Origin of the sequence: Paraburkholderia hospita, assembly GCF_002902965.1 — a bacterium.
GTDB lineage: Bacteria > Pseudomonadota > Gammaproteobacteria > Burkholderiales > Burkholderiaceae > Paraburkholderia > Paraburkholderia hospita.
On record NZ_CP026105.1, the window covers coordinates 3,938,652 to 3,961,267 of the forward strand.

The 22,616-nt window shown below is 60.6% G+C and carries 21 protein-coding genes; all 21 read right to left on the bottom strand.

Annotated elements, in window-relative coordinates; translation table 11 throughout:
* Positions 1-101 precede the first annotated feature (101 nt).
* A complete protein-coding gene (locus C2L64_RS17910) occupies positions 102-527 on the bottom strand; it encodes a F0F1 ATP synthase subunit epsilon (protein ID WP_007581641.1) in 426 nt (141 codons plus the stop codon).
* Between the two features lie 150 nt (positions 528-677).
* A complete protein-coding gene (atpD, locus tag C2L64_RS17915; RefSeq protein ID WP_039900422.1) occupies positions 678-2,072 on the bottom strand; it encodes a F0F1 ATP synthase subunit beta in 1,395 nt (464 codons plus the stop codon).
* Positions 2,073-2,164: 92 nt separating this feature from the next.
* A complete protein-coding gene (gene atpG / locus C2L64_RS17920) occupies positions 2,165-3,052 on the bottom strand; it encodes a F0F1 ATP synthase subunit gamma (RefSeq protein ID WP_007581644.1) in 888 nt (295 codons plus the stop codon).
* 90 nt (positions 3,053-3,142) lie between these two features.
* On the bottom strand, positions 3,143-4,684 hold the full coding sequence (atpA, locus tag C2L64_RS17925; protein WP_007581646.1) for a F0F1 ATP synthase subunit alpha: 1,542 nt from the start codon (positions 4,682-4,684) through the stop codon (positions 3,143-3,145).
* 58 nt (positions 4,685-4,742) lie between these two features.
* A complete protein-coding gene (locus tag C2L64_RS17930; protein WP_007581648.1) occupies positions 4,743-5,282 on the bottom strand; it encodes a F0F1 ATP synthase subunit delta in 540 nt (179 codons plus the stop codon).
* A gap of 2 nt (positions 5,283-5,284) precedes the next feature.
* On the bottom strand, positions 5,285-5,755 hold the full coding sequence (locus C2L64_RS17935) for a F0F1 ATP synthase subunit B (protein WP_007742789.1): 471 nt from the start codon (positions 5,753-5,755) through the stop codon (positions 5,285-5,287).
* A gap of 137 nt (positions 5,756-5,892) precedes the next feature.
* Positions 5,893-6,162 carry a F0F1 ATP synthase subunit C gene (atpE, locus tag C2L64_RS17940; protein ID WP_007180033.1) on the bottom strand — a complete coding sequence of 90 codons (270 nt, stop codon included), beginning with the start codon at positions 6,160-6,162 and terminating at the stop codon, positions 5,893-5,895.
* Positions 6,163-6,248: 86 nt separating this feature from the next.
* Positions 6,249-7,100 (bottom strand): F0F1 ATP synthase subunit A, encoded by an 852-nt coding sequence (gene atpB, locus C2L64_RS17945; protein WP_007581682.1) that lies wholly within the window; start codon positions 7,098-7,100, stop codon positions 6,249-6,251.
* Positions 7,101-7,260: 160 nt separating this feature from the next.
* A complete protein-coding gene (locus tag C2L64_RS17950) occupies positions 7,261-7,806 on the bottom strand; it encodes an ATP synthase subunit I (RefSeq protein WP_079498610.1) in 546 nt (181 codons plus the stop codon).
* A 281-nt stretch (positions 7,807-8,087) separates the two neighbouring features.
* Positions 8,088-9,236 (bottom strand): sodium:proton antiporter, encoded by a 1,149-nt coding sequence (locus C2L64_RS17955; RefSeq protein ID WP_090834697.1) that lies wholly within the window; start codon positions 9,234-9,236, stop codon positions 8,088-8,090.
* 12 nt (positions 9,237-9,248) lie between these two features.
* Positions 9,249-10,139, bottom strand: coding sequence for a ParB/RepB/Spo0J family partition protein (locus C2L64_RS17960; RefSeq protein ID WP_007581688.1), 891 nt, complete (start codon positions 10,137-10,139; stop codon positions 9,249-9,251).
* A gap of 38 nt (positions 10,140-10,177) precedes the next feature.
* Positions 10,178-10,948 (bottom strand): ParA family protein, encoded by a 771-nt coding sequence (locus C2L64_RS17965; protein ID WP_007581690.1) that lies wholly within the window; start codon positions 10,946-10,948, stop codon positions 10,178-10,180.
* A 49-nt stretch (positions 10,949-10,997) separates the two neighbouring features.
* The gene (gene rsmG, locus C2L64_RS17970) at positions 10,998-11,675 is read right to left on the bottom strand and encodes a 16S rRNA (guanine(527)-N(7))-methyltransferase RsmG (RefSeq protein WP_090834699.1); all 678 of its coding nucleotides are present in this window, start codon (positions 11,673-11,675) and stop codon (positions 10,998-11,000) included.
* Complete coding sequence (gene mnmG / locus C2L64_RS17975; protein WP_090834702.1) at positions 11,672-13,630, bottom strand: tRNA uridine-5-carboxymethylaminomethyl(34) synthesis enzyme MnmG; 1,959 nt, start codon at positions 13,628-13,630, stop codon at positions 11,672-11,674. The genes rsmG and mnmG overlap by 4 nt, the downstream gene beginning before the upstream one ends.
* Positions 13,631-13,800: 170 nt before the next feature.
* Entirely contained in the window at positions 13,801-14,562 is a 762-nt protein-coding gene (locus tag C2L64_RS17980) for an ABC transporter ATP-binding protein (protein ID WP_079498599.1), read from the bottom strand.
* Positions 14,562-16,346, bottom strand: coding sequence for a branched-chain amino acid ABC transporter ATP-binding protein/permease (locus tag C2L64_RS17985; protein ID WP_007742805.1), 1,785 nt, complete (start codon positions 16,344-16,346; stop codon positions 14,562-14,564). The genes C2L64_RS17980 and C2L64_RS17985 overlap by 1 nt, the downstream gene beginning before the upstream one ends.
* 4 nt (positions 16,347-16,350) lie before the next feature.
* Entirely contained in the window at positions 16,351-17,406 is a 1,056-nt protein-coding gene (locus tag C2L64_RS17990) for a branched-chain amino acid ABC transporter permease (protein WP_090834705.1), read from the bottom strand.
* A 221-nt stretch (positions 17,407-17,627) separates the two neighbouring features.
* A complete protein-coding gene (locus C2L64_RS17995; protein WP_090834707.1) occupies positions 17,628-18,788 on the bottom strand; it encodes an ABC transporter substrate-binding protein in 1,161 nt (386 codons plus the stop codon).
* 265 nt (positions 18,789-19,053) lie between these two features.
* Complete coding sequence (locus C2L64_RS18000; RefSeq protein ID WP_007742814.1) at positions 19,054-20,220, bottom strand: ABC transporter substrate-binding protein; 1,167 nt, start codon at positions 20,218-20,220, stop codon at positions 19,054-19,056.
* Positions 20,221-20,714: 494 nt separating this feature from the next.
* Positions 20,715-21,686: a branched-chain amino acid ABC transporter permease gene (locus C2L64_RS18005; protein ID WP_167449600.1), complete on the bottom strand. Its 972-nt coding sequence runs from the start codon at positions 21,684-21,686 to the stop codon at positions 20,715-20,717.
* A complete protein-coding gene (locus C2L64_RS18010) occupies positions 21,686-22,570 on the bottom strand; it encodes a branched-chain amino acid ABC transporter permease (RefSeq protein ID WP_090835011.1) in 885 nt (294 codons plus the stop codon). Before C2L64_RS18010 ends, C2L64_RS18005 begins: the two co-directional genes overlap by 1 nt.
* Positions 22,571-22,616: the final 46 nt, after the last annotated feature.

Here is a 22,616-nt window from a genome sequence, read left to right on the forward strand (position 1 = left end):
GCTGTTTCGGGCTCGTCGGTATGATTTTGCTTACCTTTCCGTAAACGTCAAGTAGGCGACAAAAAAAAGCAGCCACGAAGGCTGCTTTTCAATTGTGCTGCTTATTGCTGTCCGCGCAGCTTACGCAGACGCTGGATCGCCGCCAGCTGAGCCGTCGCATACGCGAGTTCCGCTTGCGCAGTCGCGTATTCGAGGTTCGAGCCAGTGTTCTGGAGCGCTTCTTCTGCGCGCTTGCGAGCCTGCTCGGCTTTCGCTTCGTCGAGATCCTTGCCGCGGATCGCCGTGTCGGCCAGAACCGTCACCGCGCCCGGCTGAACTTCGAGAATGCCGCCAGCAACGAACACGAACTCCTCTTCGCCGTTTTCAGATTCGATGCGCACGGCACCCGGACGAATCCGCGTGATGAGCGGCGTGTGGCCCGGCAGAATGCCGAGTTCACCCGCTTCGCCCGGCAGCGCAACGAACTTCGCCTGGCCCGAGAAGATCTGCTCTTCCGCGCTGACGACGTCTACCTTGATGGTTGCCATTTATGTCGACTCCTGTCGACCAGAGACGGCGCGTCAGCGCCAAACTCCGGTCCCATGGTTGAGTGTAGGACGAGGCGCCCGCGTTGCCCGACGGCCGTCTTGCGACGGCGGCCGCGCGCGAGCCGGCGCCCGCTTCATTACACCCAGCCGTTACTGGATCTTCTTGGCCTTTTCGAAGGCTTCGTCGATCGTGCCGACCATGTAGAACGCCTGCTCCGGCAGGTGATCGCACTCGCCGTCGACGATCATCTTGAAGCCACGGATCGTTTCCTTCAGCGGCACGTACTTGCCCGGCGAGCCCGTGAACACTTCAGCAACGTGGAACGGCTGCGACAGGAAACGCTGGATCTTACGAGCGCGCGCGACCGACAGCTTGTCTTCCGGCGACAGTTCGTCCATGCCCAGAATCGCGATAATGTCGCGCAGTTCCTTGTAGCGCTGCAGCGTCTGCTGAACGCGGCGCGTGATCGAGTAGTGCTCTTCGCCGATCACGTGCGGGTCGATCTGACGCGAGGTCGAATCGAGCGGGTCCACTGCCGGGTAGATGCCCAGCGAAGCGATGTCACGCGACAGAACGACGGTTGCGTCCAGGTGGCCGAAGGTCGTAGCCGGCGACGGGTCGGTCAAGTCATCCGCAGGGACGTACACGGCCTGAACCGACGTAATCGAGCCCGTCTTCGTCGACGTAATACGCTCTTGCAGCTTGCCCATTTCTTCAGCCAGCGTCGGCTGATAGCCCACTGCGGAAGGCATACGGCCCAGCAGTGCCGACACTTCCGTACCGGCCAGCGTGAAACGGTAGATGTTGTCGACAAAGAACAGCACGTCGAGGCCTTCGTCACGGAAGTGCTCGGCCATCGTCAGGCCCGTCAGCGCGACGCGCAGACGGTTGCCCGGCGGCTCGTTCATCTGGCCGTAGACCAGCGCGACCTTGTCCAGAACGTTCGAGTCCTTCATTTCGTGGTAGAAGTCGTTCCCTTCACGGGTACGCTCGCCCACGCCCGCGAACACGGAGTAACCGCCGTGCTCTTTCGCGATGTTGTTGATGAGCTCCATCATGTTGACGGTCTTGCCCACGCCAGCACCACCGAACAGACCCACCTTGCCGCCCTTTGCGAACGGGCAGATCAGGTCGATAACCTTGATACCCGTTTCGAGCAGTTCCGTCGACGGCGACAGTTCGTCGAACCTCGGCGCCTTCTGGTGGATCGAGCGCGTCGTTTCGCTCGAGATCGGGCCGGCTTCGTCGATCGGACGGCCCAGCACGTCCATGATGCGGCCGAGGGTCGGCTTGCCGACGGGCACGCTGATCGGCTTCGCGGTGTTCTTCACCACGACGCCACGGCGCAGACCGTCCGACGAACCCAGACAGATGGTACGGACAATGCCGTCGCCCAGCTGCTGCTGGACTTCGAGCGTCAGTTCCGAACCTTCGAGAATGAGCGCGTCGTAAACCTTCGGCATGTTCTCACGCGGGAATTCCACGTCGATCACCGCGCCGATGCACTGTACGATCTTGCCTTCTACCAAAGCAGTAGTACTCATCGCTTTTCCTTTAGATACTCAATTCTTCACTCGCGCAACGGCGCAGTTTCGGTGGACTCGCCAGAAGGCGCTTCCGCGTGTCGACGTTAGCGTCAGACTGCCGCGGCGCCACCGACGATTTCCGACAGTTCCTTCGTGATCGCTGCCTGACGGCTCTTGTTGTACACGAGCTGCAGTTCGTTGATGACCGTCTTCGCATTGTCCGAAGCGGCCTTCATCGCGACCATCCGTGCCGACTGTTCCGATGCCATGTTTTCCGCGACGGCCTGATAGACCAACGCTTCGACATAACGCACCAGCAGTTCGTCAACGACGGTTTGCGCGTCCGGCTCGTAGATGTAGTCCCACGACGTTTTCGGCGTCGGACCATCCTTGTCGTCCTTGCGCTCGAACTGTTCCGCCGACAGCGGCAGCAACTGCTCGATCACCGGCTCCTGCTTCATCGTGTTGACGAAGCGGGTGTACGCGATGTACACGGCGGAAACCTTGCCTTCCGAGTACATGTCGAGCTGAACCTTCACAGCGCCGATCAGTTTCTCGAGGTGCGGCGTGTCGCCCAGTTGCACGACGTTCGACACGACCTTCGCGCGCAGACGGTTCAGGAAACCAAGACCCTTGCTGCCGATTGCCGTCGCTTCGACCGTCTTGCCCTGACCTTCCAGCTCCTTGAACTTCTGGAGCGAAGCGCGCAGCACGTTCGTGTTCATACCCCCGCACAGCCCCTTGTCAGTCGTGACAAGGATGAAGCCTGTCGACTTCGCCCCTTCGTTCGTGACCATGAACGGGTGACGGTATTCCGGAGTAGCACTGCTCATGTGCGCAGCGATATCGCGGACCTTGTCGGCATACGGGCGAGCAGCGCGCATGCGCTCCTGAGCGCGGCGCATCTTCGATGCGGCCACCATCTCCATCGCTTTCGTGATCTTGCGCGTGTTTTGCACGCTCTTGATCTTGCCGCGAATTTCCTTCATTCCAGCCATTGCTTGCTCCTTGATCGAAGCAGCACGAACGCGCTTTCACGCGCCCACGCTGCTTCAAGGTCCGTTTATGCCTTGCGGATCACTCGCGGATCAATAAGCGCCCGACTTCTTGAAGTCCTTGAGTGCGGCATGCAGCGCGCCCTCGTCGTCCTTCGAGAGGTCCTTGTTGTCTTCGATGCGCTTGATCAGGTCAGCGTGCTTCGACTTCAGGAAATCGCGCAGGCCCTTTTCGAAAGGCAGCACTTGCGACACTTCCAGATCGTCGAGGTAGCCGTTGTTCGCTGCGAACAGCGACACCGACAGCTCCCACACTTGCAGCGGCTGATACTGCGGCTGCTTCAGCAGTTCCGTCACGCGGCGGCCGCGCTCCAGCTGCTTGCGGGTGGCTTCGTCGAGGTCCGATGCGAACTGTGCGAACGCTGCCAGTTCACGGTACTGTGCGAGGTCGGTACGGATACCGCCCGACAGCTTCTTCACGACCTTCGTCTGCGCCGCACCACCAACGCGCGACACGGACACGCCGGCGTTAATTGCCGGGCGGATACCTGCGTTGAAGAGGTCGGTTTCGAGGAAGATCTGGCCGTCGGTAATCGAGATCACGTTCGTCGGAACGAATGCGGTCACGTCGCCAGCTTGCGTTTCGATGACGGGCAGTGCCGTCAGCGAGCCGCTCTTGCCCTTCACTTCGCCGTTCGTGAACTTCTCGACGTACTCTTCCGAGACGCGAGCAGCACGTTCCAGCAGACGCGAGTGCAGATAGAACACATCGCCCGGGTAAGCTTCACGGCCCGGCGGACGGCGCAGCAGCAGCGAGATCTGACGGTATGCCCAAGCCTGCTTGGTCAAGTCGTCATAAACGATCAGCGCGTCCTGGCCGCGATCGCGGAAGTATTCGCCCATCGTGCAGCCGGCGTACGGTGCGAGGTACTGCATCGCTGCCGATTCCGAAGCCGAAGCGGCGACGACGATCGTGTATTCCATCGCGCCCGTTTCTTCGAGCTTGCGAACCACGTTCACGATTGACGAAGCCTTCTGCCCGATCGCGACGTAGATACAGAACAGGTCTTTACCCTTCTGGTTGATGATCGTGTCGACTGCGACGGCCGTCTTGCCGCACTGGCGGTCGCCGATGATCAGCTCGCGCTGGCCACGGCCGATCGGCACCATCGAGTCGATCGACTTCAGACCGGTTTGCACCGGTTGCGACACCGACTTACGCCAGATCACGCCCGGAGCAATCTTTTCGATTGCGTCGGTTTTCTTCGCATTGATCGGGCCCTTGCCGTCGATCGGATTGCCCAGTGCGTCGACCACGCGGCCGATCATTTCCGGGCCCACCGGCACTTCGAGAATGCGGCCCGTCGTCTTGACGACGTCGCCTTCCGAGATGCTTTCGTATTCGCCCAGAATCACCGCGCCGACCGAGTCACGCTCGAGGTTCAGCGCGAGGCCGTACACGTTGCCCGGGAATTCGAGCATTTCGCCCTGCATCACTTCCGACAGGCCGTGGATACGCACGATACCGTCGGTCACGGAGATCACGGTGCCCTGGTTGCGAACGTCTGCGCTCGCTTCAAGGCCCTGGATCCGGCTCTTGATCAGCTCGCTGATCTCAGAGGGATTGAGTTGCATTATTCGCTCCTGATAGTCAATTCTGTTGCGTGCCAGCCGTCACAACCACGTGAGGGCTTCAGGCCGTCAGAGCCGTCTGCATGCTGGCGAGCCGCGCGCGGACCGAGGTATCGAGCACTTCGTCACCAACCGTCACGCGAACGCCGCCGATCAACGACGCGTCCACCTGGACCGTCGGCTTCAGCTTGCGCTTGAATTTGCGTTCGAGGCTTGCGACGAGGTCGTTCAGCTGCGCACCTTCAAGGGGGAATGCGCTGACGATCAGCGCATCGGCCGCACCTTCGCGGGCGTTCTTCAACTCTTCGAACTGCGTGGCGATTTCCGGCAAGAGCGGCAGACGATGATTGTCGACCAGCATCTGAACCAGATTCTTCGCCTGCGGGTTGTCCTTGAGCGGCGATTTCACCGCGGCCAGCAGCAGGTCGCTGATCTGGGCACGGCTGACTTTCGGGCTCGAGGCAATCGACAGCACTTCGGGCAGACGCGCAACCTGTGCCAGCTCCTGCACGAGCGTGGACCAGGCGGCGGTGTCACCAGCTTCGGCCACGCCAAACAGCGCTTCTGCGTACGGACGGGCGATGGTTGCAAGTTCGGCCATGATCAGAGCTCGGCTTTGAGTTGATTCAGCAGGTCGGCGTGAGCCGCCTGGTCGACTTCGCGCTTCAGGATCTGTTCGGCACCCTTCACGGCGAGCGCGGCGACTTCGCCACGCAGCGTTTCACGCGCCTTCACGACCTGCTGATCGGCGTCGGCTTTCGCCTGAGCGATGATGCGCGCAGCTTCGGCTTGCGCCTGTGCCTTGATTTCGTCAGCGACTGCGACTGCACGCTTTTCGGCGTCAGCAATACGTTGCTGACCGTCGTTGCGTGCCTGAGCGAGCTCCTGGTCGACGCGCTTATGCGCCGCTTCGAGTTCCAACTTGCCCTTTTCAGCGGCCGAGAGGCCGTCGGCGATCTTTTTCGAGCGCTCGTCGAGGGCGTTGATCAGCGGCGGCCACACGAACTTCATCGTGAACCACGCGAGGATCAGGAACACGACCATTTGCGCAAACAGGGTTGCGTTGAGATTCACGGTGTTTCCTTAAACGTTGCTTGGTCGGAGGAGGAAACGGCAAGGCGCTCATCGATTCATTGCTCGATCAGCGCCTTAGTGCCCGTTCCGCTTCGCGCCTTATCAGTTATAGATCAGGCGCACACTTCCGAGGAACCTCAGCCTGCCAGCTTCGACAGCAGCGGGTTCGCGAACGCAAACAGCATTGCCACACCAACGCCAATCAGGAACGCCGCATCGATCAGACCAGCCAGCAGGAACATCTTGGTTTGCAGCGGGTTCATCAGTTCCGGCTGGCGAGCGCATGCTTCGATGTACTTGCCGCCCATCAGACCGATACCGATACAGGCGCCGATAGCACCCAGGCCGATGATGATGCCGATACCGATGGCGGTCAGACCCTGGATGTTGGCGATGAAAGCTTGCATGATCACTCCTTGTGAAAAGTCTTTTTGGAACTGGGATTTAAAAAACTACGATTCTTGAAACTCTGATTCTTTCTTACGACGCCACGTTAGTGGGAGTCGTGTGCCTGGCCGATGTACACCAGCGTCAGCATCATGAAAATGAACGCCTGCAGCAGAACGATCAGGATGTGGAAGACCGCCCACACGCTGCCCGCGATCACGTGGCCGATGAAGCCAAGCACCGTCGTGTCCGCGCCGAAGCTCCAGATGCTGCCGAGCAGGGCAATCAGCAGGAACAACAGCTCGCCCGCGTACATGTTGCCGAACAGCCGCATGCCGAGGGAAACCGTCTTCGCGACGAACTCGATGATGTTCAGTGCAAGGTTCGGGATCCACAGCAGCGGATGCGCGCCGAACGGAGCGGACAGCAACTCGTGCACGAAGCCGCCTGCGCCCTTGATCTTGAAGTTGTAGTAAATCATCAACGCGAACACGCCAAGCGCGATGCCGAGCGTGCCGTTCAGGTCGGCAGTCGGAACGATGCGGTGGTGCGGGATGACTTCCGACAGACCCAGCCAGCCGATCACGCGGCCCGGCAGGTCGACGGGGAGAAAGTCGAGCGAGTTCATCAGCGCGACCCAGACGAACACGGTCAGCGCCAGCGGTGCGATGAACGTGCGATTGCCGTGGATCATCGACTTCGATTGATCCTCGACCATCTCGACCAGCATTTCGACTGCGCACTGGAAGCGGCCCGGCACGCCGGACGTCGCCTTACGCGCAGCGAGACGCAAGATGAGGATGGTGACGAGACCGCATACGATCGACCAGAAAAGCGTATCGAGATTCCAGACGTGGATGTCGAAGATCGACGTCTGATGAGCGGTGGAAAAATTCTGCAAGTGGTGCGCAATGTACTCGGACGGATCCAGAGCGCGCGTTCCTTCGCTAGCTGCCATATCGTTAGTGCCACCCAAATTGTCGAAAATTTTTCCGGGCCGCTCCCGCCGCAATACTTTATTGCGGGAACACGCCAGCGCGGGACTTTGTCGAACCCGCGCGCCTCGTTGCTGACGCCGCGTTGTTCACGCCTCGCATCAGCCTAATGTCTCGTTTGCTTCATCGCCAGGCGAGCGCGATCCAGTACGTCTTGAGAGCGATGAGATAGGTCACGAGCAGCGGAATCCACCGTACGTCGTGATACCAGAAGGCGATGGCAATAAACATCGCGATCGTTGTCCCCATCTTGAGCGCTTCACCGATCATCCAGCTCATCGCTGTCTGGGCGCCGCTCAACTTCTTAAGACGTGCCGCGAATAATGCGCTCGGCACCCAGCAAATCGCTCCCCCCAGGAAGGCTGACAGCGCAGCAGCGCCCGGCGGCTTGTAGAACAGCCACCACAACAGCGTCGCACCCAGGGACAAAACCATTTGCGCGATCACGACCTTGAACGGTGTAACGCGCGATGGACGACTCACGTTCGGGCCAAACAGCTTTTCGGCCTCGGCCCGCGTGAGCGGAACGATATTGTTATCTTGCTGCTCGGCATCCCACGCCTCGTCATGCACGGCGCGCTGACCATCAGTCGCTTGCGGGCCACTGCGCCCGTCGCGGTGTTCGTCGTGCCGTTGTTGCGGCGTTTGGTTCGACGCTTTGACCGCCATCGCAGTGTTCCGCAGAGTCCTGTTCAGTCCGCGAGCTTTCGCACCGCTTACGGGATTGCCTAGCAAATAAATCCGGGCGATTGTAAGCGATAGTTGCAGGCAATTCAAGACTTTAGCCCGACCAATAACCCGCATGAAACGGTGCTTCACGATACGGGAAAACTCCGATTTTCATGCTGTCGGACTGCAAATGTAAGGACGTCGCGGGAGACCGGGAAGTCCGGGCCGGACTGTGCTAGGGCATCACGTTCCAATGCGTGTTTTTGCCACACGCAGGAGTGTCAAAAATGCAACAGAAGCCAGCCGCCGATTGCGCCGCCGACGACCCAGAACGGAATCGAAAAGAGGTGAAATTGCGCCCACATTCCGCGCTCTCCTGAAAGCCTCATTGCAATCAGATTCGCCAGCGAACCGATCGCGAATCCGAAGCCGCCGACGCTGACGCCGAACGCAAGCGCGCGCCAATCCTTCGAAAACTCGGCCAGCATGATCGCCGCGGGGACGTTGCTGATGAACTGGGACAGCACGGCGCCCGCCGCGTAGGCGCGCAGCGGCGTCGCGAGATGCAGTTGCCCGACAGCGTTGTGTACCCACGGCAGCGCTGCGACGCTTCTCAACACAATGAACATGAATACGAAGATCAGCAACAAAAGCCAGTCGATCTTCAGAACGATTCGGGGGCGCCAGAAGATAAATCCGACTCCCACGCCAATCAGTCCGATGCCCGCTCGATGAGAATCGGCGAGCAGCACGAATGCCGCAAACAAGACGACGGCAACGCCAAGCAACGGACGGTCAACGGGGTGCGGTTCCGTGTCTTTCGACAGATCCAGCGCAGTCCGCTTGAACGACACCGTTGCCAACGCGTACAGCATCACCATCAGCGCGAAGCACAAGGGCGCGAGCGCCAGCACGAATCCACCGAATGAGACGCCGCTCGATTGCCAGAGAAACAGATTTTGCGGATTGCCCAAGGGCGTGAGGATCGAGCCAGCGTTGACCGCTATCGCGATGAAAATGACGAGACGCTTGAGCGGCAGCGGCGCCAACTCGTTCAGCGATAACGCAAGCGGCACGACGACGAACAACGCGACATCGTTGGTGAGCAACGTCGACAGCGCTGCCGCGAGCGCGATCAACAGATACGCCAGCGCTCGCTGCGACCGGATGTGATGGACGACGCGATGGGCGAGCCACATCAGGAATCCTGAATATTCGACGGCCTTCGTCAAGATCAGGAGCCCGGCGAGCGTCATCACCGTCTGCCAGTCGACCAGCGCGGGCAACGATCCCCACGGATGCGGATGAAAAACCTGCAACACGATCAATGCAACGACGAGCACCGTAAGGACCGGCTCCTTCGTTGCATAGTGGATGATCGTGCGTGGCAGGTTGCGATGTGATCTTAGCGCTTGCTCGGCAGCGGGCATCGGGGAAGGTTCTTATGCGGCGGCTGCGTTGCCCCGCAGCCGAACGAGAATGCCTTCCAGTGCATCCAGGTCGCCGAAATCGACGAGCACCTGCCCTCGCCCACGGCGTCCGAGCTTGATCTTCACCGTGGCAGCTAGCAGATCCGACAGTTCCTCTTCGAGCCGTCGCGTGTCGCGGCCGCCGTCGTTGTTCGCTTTCGCCTTCACAGTAGGTACAGCCTTCGTCGTCGCCGTGACCAGCTTTTCGGTTTCACGCACCGACATGCGCTTGTTGACGACCTGGTTCGCGAGCGTAATCTGCGTGGCCCCGTCCACGGCAAGCAGTGCGCGCGCGTGGCCCATGTCGAGATCGCCGGCGAGCAGCATCGTTTGTACGGGAGACGCCAGATTCAGCAGACGCAGCAGATTCGACACCGCGCTACGCGAGCGCCCCACCGACTCGGCCGCCTGTTCATGGGTGAAACTGAACTCATCGAGCAGCCGCTGGATACCCTGCGCCTCTTCTAGCGGGTTCAGGTCCTCGCGCTGGATATTTTCGATGAGCGCCATCGCGGCGGCAGCCTGATCGGGCACGTCGCGCACCAGGACAGGCACTTCTTCGAGGCCAGCAAGGCGCGCAGCGCGAAAACGCCGCTCACCCGCGATGATTTCGAACTTCTCCGGAGAGACGGGTCGCACCAGAATCGGCTGCATCAGGCCCTGAGCGCGAATGCTGGCCGCCAGTTCCTGCAGCGCACCCTCGTCCATGCGCGTGCGCGGCTGATACTTGCCCGCCTGCATCTTGTCGAGCGGCAACGTGTGAGGTGCGCCGTTGATCTTCACCGCTTCCGTGATATCCGCGCTTCCGCCGAGCAGTGCCTCCAGCCCCCTGCCCAACCCCTTCTTCCGTGCTACTGCGTTCATCGTGGTTCCTCGATCCGCTTTGGATGATTGACGCTGCGTCATAGCAGGCGCACCCGCTCGATCATTTCCGCGCCGAACTGCACATAAGCCTGCGCGCCGCGCGATGCGCGGTCGAACACGACACCCGGCAGGCCGTAACTCGGCGCCTCGGCGAGTCGGACGTTCCGCGGGATGACGACGTCGAACACCTTGTCTCCAAAGTGCTCTTTCAGTTGTTCCGATACCTGCTGTTGCAATGTGATGCGTGGATCGAACATCACGCGCAACAAGCCGATCACCTTCAGGTCGCGGTTCAGGTTCGCATGCACCTGCTTGATCGTATTGATGAGGTCCGACAGGCCCTCGAGCGCGAAATATTCGCATTGCATCGGGATAACGACGCCATGCGCGGCGCAGAGTCCGTTCAGCGTCAGCAGCGACAGCGCGGGAGGACAGTCGATCAGCACGAAGTCGTAGTCCGGCACGACGTGCGCAATCGCCTCCTTGAGCTGACGCTCGCGATTCTCCATCCCCACGAGTTCGACTTCGGCCCCTGCCAGTTCGCGGTTCGCCGGCACGACATCATACGAAACGGCTTCGGACTTCACTCGCGCGTCGGCCAACGACACGCCGTCGACCAGCACTTCGTAAACCGTGTTCTCGCAAGCGGCTTTGTCGACGCCGCTGCCCATGGTGGCGTTACCTTGCGGATCGAGATCGATGAGCAGGACCCGCTGTCCCTGCGATGCGAGGCTCGCGGCGAGATTGACCGCGGTCGTCGTTTTGCCGACTCCACCCTTCTGGTTCGCAACGCAGAAGATTTTTGCCATCTGTTAGGTGTCCCTTTGCAGCCTGTTTAATGAAATTTCGATCTGGAATTCAGCCTACCGTGACTTCGATCAGATGCCGCTCGGCATCCAGCGCAGGCACTTTGAGACGAATGACTTGCTTCACGTGGGCGCCTTCAGGCAGGCGCTCGATTTCCCCATCCGGTCGAACGCCCTTCATTGCCCAGATCGCGCCATCGTCCGCAACGAGGTGACGGGCCAGTGTAACGAAATCCGCCAGCTCTGCGAATGCGCGCGAGACAATTACATCGAACTTTCCTGGAACCTCGGCCCTTGGCCGCAGATTTTCGACGCGCCCCGTCACAACCGACAGATTTCCCAAGCCCAGTTCCGCCTTAGCTTGTGACTGGAACGCGGACTTTTTCTGAACGATGTCGTTGACGGTGATCGACCATTCGGGAAACACGATCGCCAGAACGATGCCCGGCAGTCCGCCTCCTGAGCCGACGTCCAGCGCCGTCGCGGGCCCAAGCGTAGCCAGATGCGGAACGATCGAAAGTGAATCGAGGATGTGCTGAATCAGCATTTGCCGCGGATCGCGAATCGCCGTCAGGTTGTAGACGGTGTTCCACTTGGCCAGCAACGCAACGTAGTCGAGCAGCTTGCCCTTTTGTTCCGCGCTCAGCTCGATGTCCAGTTCGCGTAGGCCCTCTTCCAGCAGAGCGGCGAGCGCCTCGCGCCCCGCTGTCGTGTCGATACGCGCCGTCATTGAGCCACCGGCGAGTTGTCGGTGCCAGCGTTAGTGGGTTTCTCCGCGCGCCGACCGAGGCCGCGCTTCAGGTGAACCATCAGCAGCGAGATCGCGGCCGGCGTGATGCCGGAAATGCGCGACGCCTGGCCGATCGTTTCCGGGCGGAACTGCGTCAACTTCTGACGTGCCTCGAACGACAGCCCGCGGACCTCCGAGTAATCGAGGTTTTCCGGCAACCTCGTGTTCTCGTGCGCCTCGTTTCGCTCAATCTCACCTGCTTGCCGCTCGATATAGCCCTGATATTTGACGCCAATCTCGATCTGTTCCTTGATCTGCGCGAGCAGCACTTCGTCATCGGCCAGCACTTCGGCCGGGCCGCAGGCGCCTTCGCGCAGAGCGCAGACGCCGTCGTACGAGACTCCGGGACGCCGCAGCAGATCGGCGAGACTGTACTCATGATCGATCGACTTGCCGAGCAAGGCGGTCGCTTCCTCAGACGAAAGCGTCTTCGGATTGACCCACGTGGTGCGCAGTCGCTCTGTTTCACGTGAAACAGCGTCGCGTTTTCGGCTGAAAGCATCCCAACGCTCGTCATCCACCACGCCGAGTTCACGTCCGATCTCCGTCAGGCGCATGTCGGCGTTGTCTTCACGCAGGCTCAAGCGATACTCTGCGCGGCTCGTGAACATCCGATAAGGCTCGGAGACGCCCCGTGTCACGAGATCGTCCACCAGCACGCCCAGATAAGCCTGATCGCGGCGCGGACACCACGCTTCCTTGCCCTGCACATACAAGCCAGCATTGATCCCCGCCAGCAGCCCTTGCGCCGCCGCCTCTTCGTAGCCGGTAGTCCCGTTGATCTGACCGGCGAAGAACAGGCCGTTGATCACCTTCGTCTCCAACGACGCCTTCAGCCCGCGCGGATCGAAGTAGTCGTACTCGATCGCATAGCCCGGACGCAGGATGTGCGCGTGCTCGAGCCCGACCATCGACCGGACCAACTCGAGCTGGACATCAAACGGCAGGCTCGTAGAGATTCCGTTCGGATAGAACTCGTTTGTGGTCAAGCCTTCCGGCTCGAGAAAGATCTGATGCGACTCTTTCGAAGCGAAACGGTGAATCTTGTCTTCGATGGAAGGGCAATAACGCGGACCAACGCCTTCGATGACACCCGTGTACATCGGTGAACGGTCCAGACCGCTGCGGATGATGTCGTGAGTCTGGGAATTGGTATGCGTAACCCAGCACGGGACCTGTCGCGGATGCTGCTCGACGCGTCCGAGAAACGAGAACACGGGGATTGGATCGAGGTCACCCGGCTGCTCTTCCAGCTTCGAGAAATCGATCGTACGGCCGTCGATACGCGGCGGTGTGCCCGTCTTCAACCGGCCCTGCGGCAGCTTCAACTCCTTCAGCCGTGCCGACAGCGACACCGCAGCCGGGTCCCCTGCCCGCCCGCCCGTGTAGTTGTTGAGACCGACGTGGATCTTCCCATCGAGGAACGTGCCAGCCGTCAAAACTACCGCACGCGATCGGAAACGAACCCCAACCTGCGTCACCGCGCCGACAACACGGTCGCCTTCGACCATCAAATCGTCGACAGACTGCTGAAACAGCCAAAGATTAGGCTGATTTTCGAGGCGATGGCGGATCGCCGCCTTGTACAGAATGCGATCAGCCTGTGCGCGCGTCGCCCGAACGGCGGGCCCCTTCGACGAGTTGAGAATGCGGAATTGAATCCCGCCTTCGTCGGTAGCAGCCGCCATTGCGCCGCCGAGCGCGTCGACTTCCTTGACCAGATGGCCTTTGCCAATGCCGCCAATCGAAGGATTGCAGCTCATCTGACCGAGGGTTTCGATGTTGTGCGTCAGCAAAAGCGTCTTGTTGCCCATGCGCGCAGACGCCAAAGCGGCTTCCGTGCCGGCATGACCGCCGCCAACGACGATTACGTCAAACTCTGTGGGATAAAGCATCGCGGATCTCACGCGGGATCCAGCGTGAGCCTAAATGAAAGTATGGGCGAAATTATAGCGGGTTCGCTTTTGGCCCGAATTCCGTCCAGACGGTATAGGACGAAAAAACGGCGTGTTTCACGTGAAACACGCCGCTCGTTTGACAGCCAATCCGCCGAAAAATCCTTTGGCTAGGCGACTTTCTTCGTCAGACCCAAATATGTTTCGATAACACGCGGATTTTGCGCCAACTCATTCGCCGCTCCTTCTAGCGCCAGTTCTCCTGTTTCGAGAACATAGCCGTAGTCGGAGATCTGCAGCGCAGCGCGTGCATTCTGCTCAATCAGCAGCGTGGCAACACCCGTCTGACGCAATGCACTGATGATATGAAAAATCTCCTTCACGATCAGCGGCGCCAGGCCCAAGCTCGGCTCATCGAGCATCAGCAGATCCGGCTTGCCCATCAGCGCGCGTCCCACCGCCAGCATTTGCCGCTCGCCGCCCGATAACGTACCAGCAGCCTGCTTGCGACGCTCCTTCAATCGCGGAAAAAGCTGGAACACAGGCTCAAGTTGATCGAGGTAATTTCGCTCGCCAGCGCGCTTGCGGCGATATGCGCCCAGAACCAGATTGTCCTCGACCGTCATCGCGGAAAACAGCTCGCGCTTTTCCGGCACAAGACACATACCGCGCGCGACCCGCTTTTCGATGGGAACGTGGCTCACGTCCTCGTCCCGGTACATAATCGCGCCCTTTGCATGTCCCGTCACGGGCAACGCGCCCATGATCGCGTTCAGCAGTGTCGACTTGCCGGCGCCGTTCGGACCGATCACCGAGACGATCTGGCCGGGGCCGACGGCGATCTTCGCGCCATGCAGCGCTTCCACCTTTCCATAGCGCACGGAAAGGCTGCTCACTTCGAGAATCGGTGCAGCCGTCGTCTGATTCACCATCACTCCACCCCGCCCAGATAAGCTTCCAGCACGGCCGGATCGTTCTGCACGTCCTGCGGCAAGCCTTCCGCGATACGCGTCCCAAACTCCATGACCACCAGTCGATCCGTCAGGTTCATCACGAAATCCATATCGTGTTCGACTAGCAGCACGCTCATACCTTCCTCGCGAAGCTTGCGCAGGAGCGTCGCCAGTTGCTGCTTTTCCTGATAACGCAGGCCGGCTGCCGGCTCATCGAGCAGCAGAAGCGTCGGATCGCAGCACAGCGCCCGCGCAATCTCCAGAATCCGCTGTTTGCCCAGCGCGAGGCTACCCGCTTCGTCGTACATATGCTCTTCGAGACCCACGCGCCGGATCTGGCGAGCCGCTTCCGCCATCAGACGCGCCTCCTCGGCCGCATTCAGGCGCGCCACGCTGCGCCACACGCCCGCGTGCCCGCGCAGATGCGCGCCGATGGCGACGTTCTCCAGCACGGTCATGCCCGGCAGCAGCTTGACGTGCTGGAACGTGCGCCCAATGCCGCGTTTGACGATTTCACGTGAATTGAGCGCATCGATACGCTCGCCTTGAAACGAAATCGAGCCACTCGTCGGCTGCAGAACGCCCGTGACCAGATTGAAGGTCGTCGACTTGCCCGCGCCGTTCGGCCCGATCAAGCCGATGATCTGCCCCGCCTTCACTTCGAAGCTGACATCGTTGACCGCCACCAGACCGCCGAACTGCTTGCGCGCCTTGTCCACCACCAGCAGCGATTCGCCCGCTGTCGGCTTGCTGCGCTGCGGCAAAGCATCCGCATGATCCGGCACGTGCGCGCGCGGGCCGCGGGGGAACATGCGCGCGACGAACGGCCACACGCCTTGGCGCGCGTACTGCAAAAGCAGGACCATCAGGACGCCAAAGACGATGATCTCGAAGTTGCCGTTTTCGCCGAGCAGTTTCGGCAGCAGCGTCTGCAGATAGTCCTGCAGAATCGTCAGGATCGCCGCGCCCAGCACTGCGCCCCACACATGCGCGACACCGCCGACCACAGCCATGAACAGAAACTCGATGCCGTGATTGAGGCCGAACGGCGTCGGATTCACCGCGCGCTGCAAATGCGCGTACAGAAAGCCCGAAATCGCCGCCAGCACCGCTGCGTAGACGAAGATCACGACGCGCATCCACGCCGTATTCACGCCCATTGCCTCCGCCATCAAGCCGCCGCCGCGCAGCGCGCGGATCGCACGCCCCGGCCGGCTATTAAGCAGATTCTGAACAGACACCACGGCGCCGAGCACGACGATCCAGATCAGGTAGTAGATATGTCGGCCCGATTCCAGGTTGATGCCGAGCACGTTCAGCACCGGAATCCCGTTGATCCCGTCGTACTTGCCGAGCATCTCCATATTGCCGAACAGGAAGAACAGCGCGAGACCCCATGCGATCGTTCCGAGCGGCAGGAAGTGGCCCGACAGCCGCATCGTGACGGCGCCGAGCAGCAGCGCGATCAGCGCCGTCAGAACGACACCTACGATCAGCGCGAGCCACGGCGATACGCCGAACTGCGTCGTCAGATACGCCGTCGAATAGGCGCCGACGCCGACGAACGCCGCCTGTCCAAAGCTCGTCATTCCGCCGATGCCTGTCAGCAGCACTAAGCCGATCGCCACGATCGAATACAGCCCGATGTAGTTGAGCAGCGTCACCCAGTACTCGGGCACGCGGATCGGCTGCGGCAGCACGGGCAGCGCGAACATCACGACGAGGAACAACCAGAAGAACCTGTTTTGCATGATGTGTTTCATCGCGTCACTCCTCCTCTTCTTCCGCGTGCGGGCTGGCGAGACTCCGCCAGAGCAGCACGGGAATGATCAGCGTGAACACGATCACTTCCTTGTAGGAGCTGGCCCAGAACGATGAATACGACTCCAGCAAGCCGACGAGTATCGAACCCGCAAAAGCCAGCGGATAACTCACCAGCCCGCCGATAATCGCCCCGACGAAGCCCTTCAGACCGATCAGGAAACCCGAGTCGTAATAGATGGTCGTCAGCGGCGCAACGAGAATCCCGCACAACACGCCGAGACCGGCCGCGAGCGTGAACGCGAGCCGTCCCGCCTGCGTCGTGCCGATGCCGACCAGCTGCGCGCCGAGCCGGTTCACCGACGTCGCCCGCAACGCCTTGCCCGAAATCGAGCGATCGAAATACACGTACAACACGCCGATCAGCACCACCGCGACACCGATCACCCACACGCTCTGCCCCGAGATCGACATGCTGCCGATGTTGAAGGTGGAGTCGGTGAAGGCGTTGGTCCGCGAGCCTTCCGCGCCGAACATCACGAGCCCGAGGCCGACCATCGCGAAGTGCACGGCGACGGATACGATCAGCAGCAACAGCGTCGTCCCTTCGGCAACCGGCTCGTAGGCGAGGCGATAGACGAACGGCCCCATCGGCACCACGATCAGCAGCGTCAGCGCGATCTGCGCGAGCATCGGCAGCGGCTGCATGAATACGCCGCGCGTGACCGCGTAGACGGCGACGGGAAACAACAGATACTTGCCGACCAGCATCACGAGCGTACGCGCCGCATGACGCCGCCGCTCCGCATGCCGCGCCATGCCGGTCACCTCGACGACGAAGCACGCGAGCCCCATCGCCATCAGCAGCCAGCACGTCGCCGGAAACTTCTGTGTCTGCAGTGCGGCGAGCGTCAGCGCGCCGTACGACACGAACTCCCCTTGCGGGATGAAAATGGCACGCGTCACGGAGAACACCAGCACCAACGCGAGCGCGAGCAATGCGTAGATCGCGCCGGTCGTGATGCCGTCCTGCGCGAGGATCACCGCAATTGATAGATCCATACTTCCTCGTCCTGGAACGTCGAAATCGAAACTAAGAAACAATGAGAGCCGGCTGAACGACCACCCGCCACGGAGCGAAGCTCAAACACATAAAACAACTGCCGCGCCTAAGATACAGCGCGGCAGAGCTTGCCATTGTTATCGATCAGAAATTGCTGCGTGGCTTAAGCGCTTTCGCATACGCTGGCCGCCACGCCCTTGCGCGAGAGGCGCGTACCGTCTTAGTCGTTCTGGAGTTTCCACTTGCCATCAGAGATCTCGATGATCACGCGTGCGCGCTTGTCGAGACCGTTGTGGTCGGTGGGCGTCGTGTTCATGATGCCGTGCGAGAGTGGCAAGTCCTTGATGTTCTCAAGCGCTTCACGCAACGCGACGCGGAACGCTTCCGTGCCCGGCTGGCCCTTCTTCAGCGCCTCGGGAATCGCGCGCTGGAGCATCTGGCCGGCATCCCACGCGTGACCGCCGAAGGTCGCCACCGTGCCCACGCCATAGGCCTTCTCGTACGCGTTCTTGTACGCGAGCGACGACTTCTTCACCGGGTTCGAATCGGGCAACTGATCGGCGACGAGAATCGGGCCTGCGGGCAGCAATTCGCCTTCGCAGTCCTTGCCGCACACGCGCAGGAAGTCGTTGTTCGCGACGCCGTGCGTCTGATAGATCTTGCCCTTGTAGCCGCGCTCCTTGAGCGCCTTCGCAGGCAGTGCGGACGGCGTGCCCGCGCCGGCGATCAGCACCGCATCCGCATTCGATGCAGCGAGCTTCAGCACCTGCCCCGTCACCGATGCATCGGTGCGGTTATAGCGCTCGTTCGCAACGAGCTTCAGATGATGCCCTTCCGCCGCCTTGCTGAACACGTTGTACCAGTTCTCGCCATAGGCATCCGCGAAGCCGATGAACGCGACCGTCTTCACGCCGTGCTTCTCCATGTACTCGGCGATTGCATCGGCCATCAGACCGTCGTTCTGCGGCGTCTTGAATACCCACGAACGTTTCGCATCCATCGGCGAGATGATGGCCGCCGATGCCGCGAGCGAGATCATCGGCGTCTTGCCTTCGGAAACGGGATCGAGCATCGCGAGGGAATTCGGCGTGACCGTCGAGCCGATGATCGCATCGACGTGATCTTCGTCGATCAGCTTGCGCGTGTTCTGCACGGCGCGGCTCGTATCCGATGCATCGTCGAGCACGATGTACTGCACACTCTTGCCCGCGATTTCCTTAGGCAGCAGCGCGATCGTGTTTTTCTCAGGGATGCCGAGCGATGCGGCCGGTCCCGTCGTGGACAGCGTGACCCCAATCTTCACCTGCGCCATCGCCGCACTTGCTCCGCACACGAGCGCCATCGCGATCGCGGTACGGACCCATTGTTTTGTCGTTTTCATTGCTTGTCTCCAAACGCTTTAAATGCGTGTCGTAATCCAGTTCAAGAACCGGGTAACTGAATCTAGTTATCGGGTATAAGCCTGCCAAGCATGGTTTTCCCTGCTCGTTGCAATTGCGTCAAACCTCGAACGCAGGCTCTACCGCTTTAGTCGCCTCCCCTCGCCGTTGCACGGCTTTTTTATTCAGACATCTCGCGTGCAATAAAAAAGACGCGTCAACTGCTCGCGTCTTTTTTGTGAATTCGAATTCGTTAGTTCGCCTCGTTTAATCGGAAGCAAGCTTCCATTTGCCATCGACGATTTGCACCATCACACGTGCACGCTGATCGAGACCCGCGTGATCGTTCGCGCTCATGTTGAAGATGCCGTGCGAGCCGGGCAGATCTTTCGTGTCTTCGAGCGCGACGCGCAATGCTTCACGGAATTGCGGCGTACCCGGCTGGCCCTTCTTCAACGCGATGGGAATGGCGTGTTGCAAAAGCAGGCCCGCGTCCCACGCGTGACCGCCAAACGTCGAGATCGAGCCCGCACCGTTAGCGCCTTCATACGCGCGCTTGTACGCGAGCGAAGCCTTCTTCACAGGATTGGAATCGGGCAGTTGATCGGCGACGAGCAGCGGACCAGCGGGCAGATACGTGCCTTCGCAATCCTTGCCGCACACACGCAGGAAGTCGTTATTCGCGACGCCGTGCGTCTGATAGTACTTGCCCTTGAAGCCACGCTCGCGCAGCGTCTTTTCCGGCAACGCGGCCGGCGTGCCCGCGCCGGCGATCAGCACGGCATCCGGGTTCTGCGACATCATCTTGAGCACCTGGCCCGTCACGGACGCATCGTTGCGTGCGAAACGTTCATTCGCGACGACCTTGATCTTCTTCAGATCAGCGGCCTTGGTGAACTCCTTGAACCAGCTCTCGCCGTACGCATCCGAGAAGCCGATGAACGCCACCGTCTTCACGCCGTGGTTCGACATGTGTTGCGCAATCGCCGTCGCCATCAGAATGTCGTTCTGCGGCGTCTTGAAGACCCACGAGCGCTTCGCGTCCATCGGCTCGACGATCGACGCCGCCGCAGCCATCGAGATCATCGGCGTTTGCGTTTCGTTGGCGATGTCGATCATAGCCAGCGAGTTCGGCACGACAGTCGAGCCGATCAACGCGTCGACGTGATCTTCGCTGGTGAGCTTGCGGGCGTTCTTGACGGCTTGCGTCGAGTCGGTTGCATCGTCGAGGACGATGTAGTCGATTTTCTGGCCCGCGATTTCCTTCGGCAGAAGCGCGCTAGTGTTCTTCTCCGGAATGCCGAGCGAGGCCGCGGGCCCCGTCGCCGATACCGTCATGCCGATTTTCACGTCCGCGAATGCCGCGCCGCTATACGTTGCGCACACGCCTGTCGCGACGAGTGCCGCGCTGATCCACCGCAATGCCGACTTCATTCCGCTCCTCTACGCCCCGATGTTCGAATGGATTCGAATGTCCCAAAGGCCGACCCGATGGTCGGCGAATGGCGAGTGTAGCGGACGCATACCGCAGGCGGCAAGCGCTTTGAAGGCTTTGAATCTTTGGGGAAAAACGCCGGGTGCAGCGAGAGAGAAAACGCCAGATTTACAATGCAGCGCGACGCAGGAAGGCGCGCTGAAGAAGATGAGTTTCGAGCGGAAAAAGTAAAAAGCGCTGTTGGATTTCGTCCAACAGCGCTTTTGTATGGGCACTTATGCGCCTCATGTCTCCTCGTTCTCCACCTGCAAAATTCGGTGCATCAGAACTGTGTGAAGATTAAACGGGGGACGCTTCACGAGCAACTAGCATTTACCCTAGTGGTGCAGCGCCGCACAAAAATGGGGCGCATTCTTGTAGTTTCGCTCCATGTTCGCGTCATTTCGCGGCGGCTAGTCGTTATTTCGGATCGCAAACTAATTTCCCGGCCCACTCAGGCGCGCAACGGTTTGACCCGCTGCACGATCTCGCCGACGATGCCGCGCCTGAACGCCAGCACGCACGCGATGAAAATAAGGCCCGTGACGATCGTCGCCGACTCGCCAAGTGATCGGAACCACTCAACACCTGTCACCGACGCCAGCCCGCTGCCGATATCGCCAAGCCGGTCTTCCAGCGCGACGATCAACGCGGCACCGAGCAACGGCCCGAACAGCGTGCCCATGCCGCCGACCAGTGTCATCAGCACGACGAGGCCCGACATCGTCCAGTAGGCATCGCCGAGCGTTTCGAAGCCGAGCACGACTACCTTGAGCGAGCCGGCGAGACCCGCAAGTCCCGCCGACAGAATAAACGCCAGCAGCTTGAAGCGGTTCGTATCATAGCCGAGCGAGATCGCGCGGGGCTCGTTCTCCTTGATCGCGATCAGCACCTGCCCGAACGGCGAATGCACGATCCGCACGATCAGCAGGAACGCGAGCACCATCACGGCCAGCACGACAAAGTACAGCGTCAGGTCTGAAGACAGGCTCAACGCGCCAAACAGCTTGCCGCGCGGCACGCCTTGCAGGCCATCTTCGCCATGCGTGAACGGCGCCTGCAGGAACACGAAGTAGACCATCTGCGCGAGCGCGAGCGTCACCATCGCGAAATAGATGCCCTGCCGGCGAATCGCGAACATACCGACGACAAAGCCCAGCAGCGTCGCCACCACCACGCCCCCTAGCACGCCGAGTTCGGGCGACACGCCGAGCGTCTGGATCGCGTAACCGGTGACATAGCCGGCCGATGCGAGAAACATCGCGTGTCCGAACGACAGCAGACCCGTATAACCGATCAGCAGATTGAACGCGGCCGCGAACAGCGCAAAGCACAACACCTTCATCACGAACACGGGATACGCGCCGACAAAAGGCGCAACGATGAGCGCGATCAGCAGCAGAACGTAGAGCGCTTTTCTCTGCATCATTTTTCCTTGCCGAAGAGACCTGCCGGACGCACGAGCAACACGAGCGCCATGATCACGAAGACCACCGTCGCCGACGCTTCCGGATAGAACACGCGCGTGAATCCTTCGATCACACCCAGCAAAAGGCCCGTGAGAATCGAACCCATGATCGAGCCCATGCCGCCGATCACCACGACCGCAAACACTGTGATGATCATCGACTGGCCCATCAGCGGCGAGACCTGGATCACAGGCGCCGCAAGCACGCCGGCAAACGCGGCCAGCGCGACGCCGAAGCCATACGTGAGCGTGACCATCATCGGTACGTTCACGCCGAATGCCTCGACCAGCTTCGGGTTCTCCGTGCCCGCGCGCAGATACGCGCCAAGACGCGTCTTCTCGATCACGAACCACGTCGCGAAGCACACGATCAGCGACGCGACCACCACCCACGCGCGATAGTTCGGCAGGAACATGAAGCCGAGATTGGTTGCGCCCGCAAGCGCCGACGGCACGTCGTACGGTTGCCCTGACGAACCGTAGATCGAATGGAACACGCCTTCGACGACGAGCGTGAGCCCGAACGTGAGCAACAGGCCGTAGAGGTGGTCGAGCTTGTACAGCCAGCGCAGCATCGAGCGTTCGATCACGATGCCGAACAGCCCCACGAGCACGGGCGCGAGCACGAGCATCACCCAGTACGGCAGACTGAAATACGACATGCCCATCCACGTGAGCATCGCACCCAGCATGAACAACGCGCCGTGCGCGAAGTTGATCACGTTGAGCAGACCGAAGATCACAGCCAGCCCCAGACTCAGGATCGCGTAGAACGAGCCGTTCACGAGACCGAGCAGCAACTGGCTGAGCATCGCCGGTAGCGGAATGCCAAAGATATCCATTGAATCCGCCGTCAGAATAATATCGACGCAGTTCACTCGCGAGACG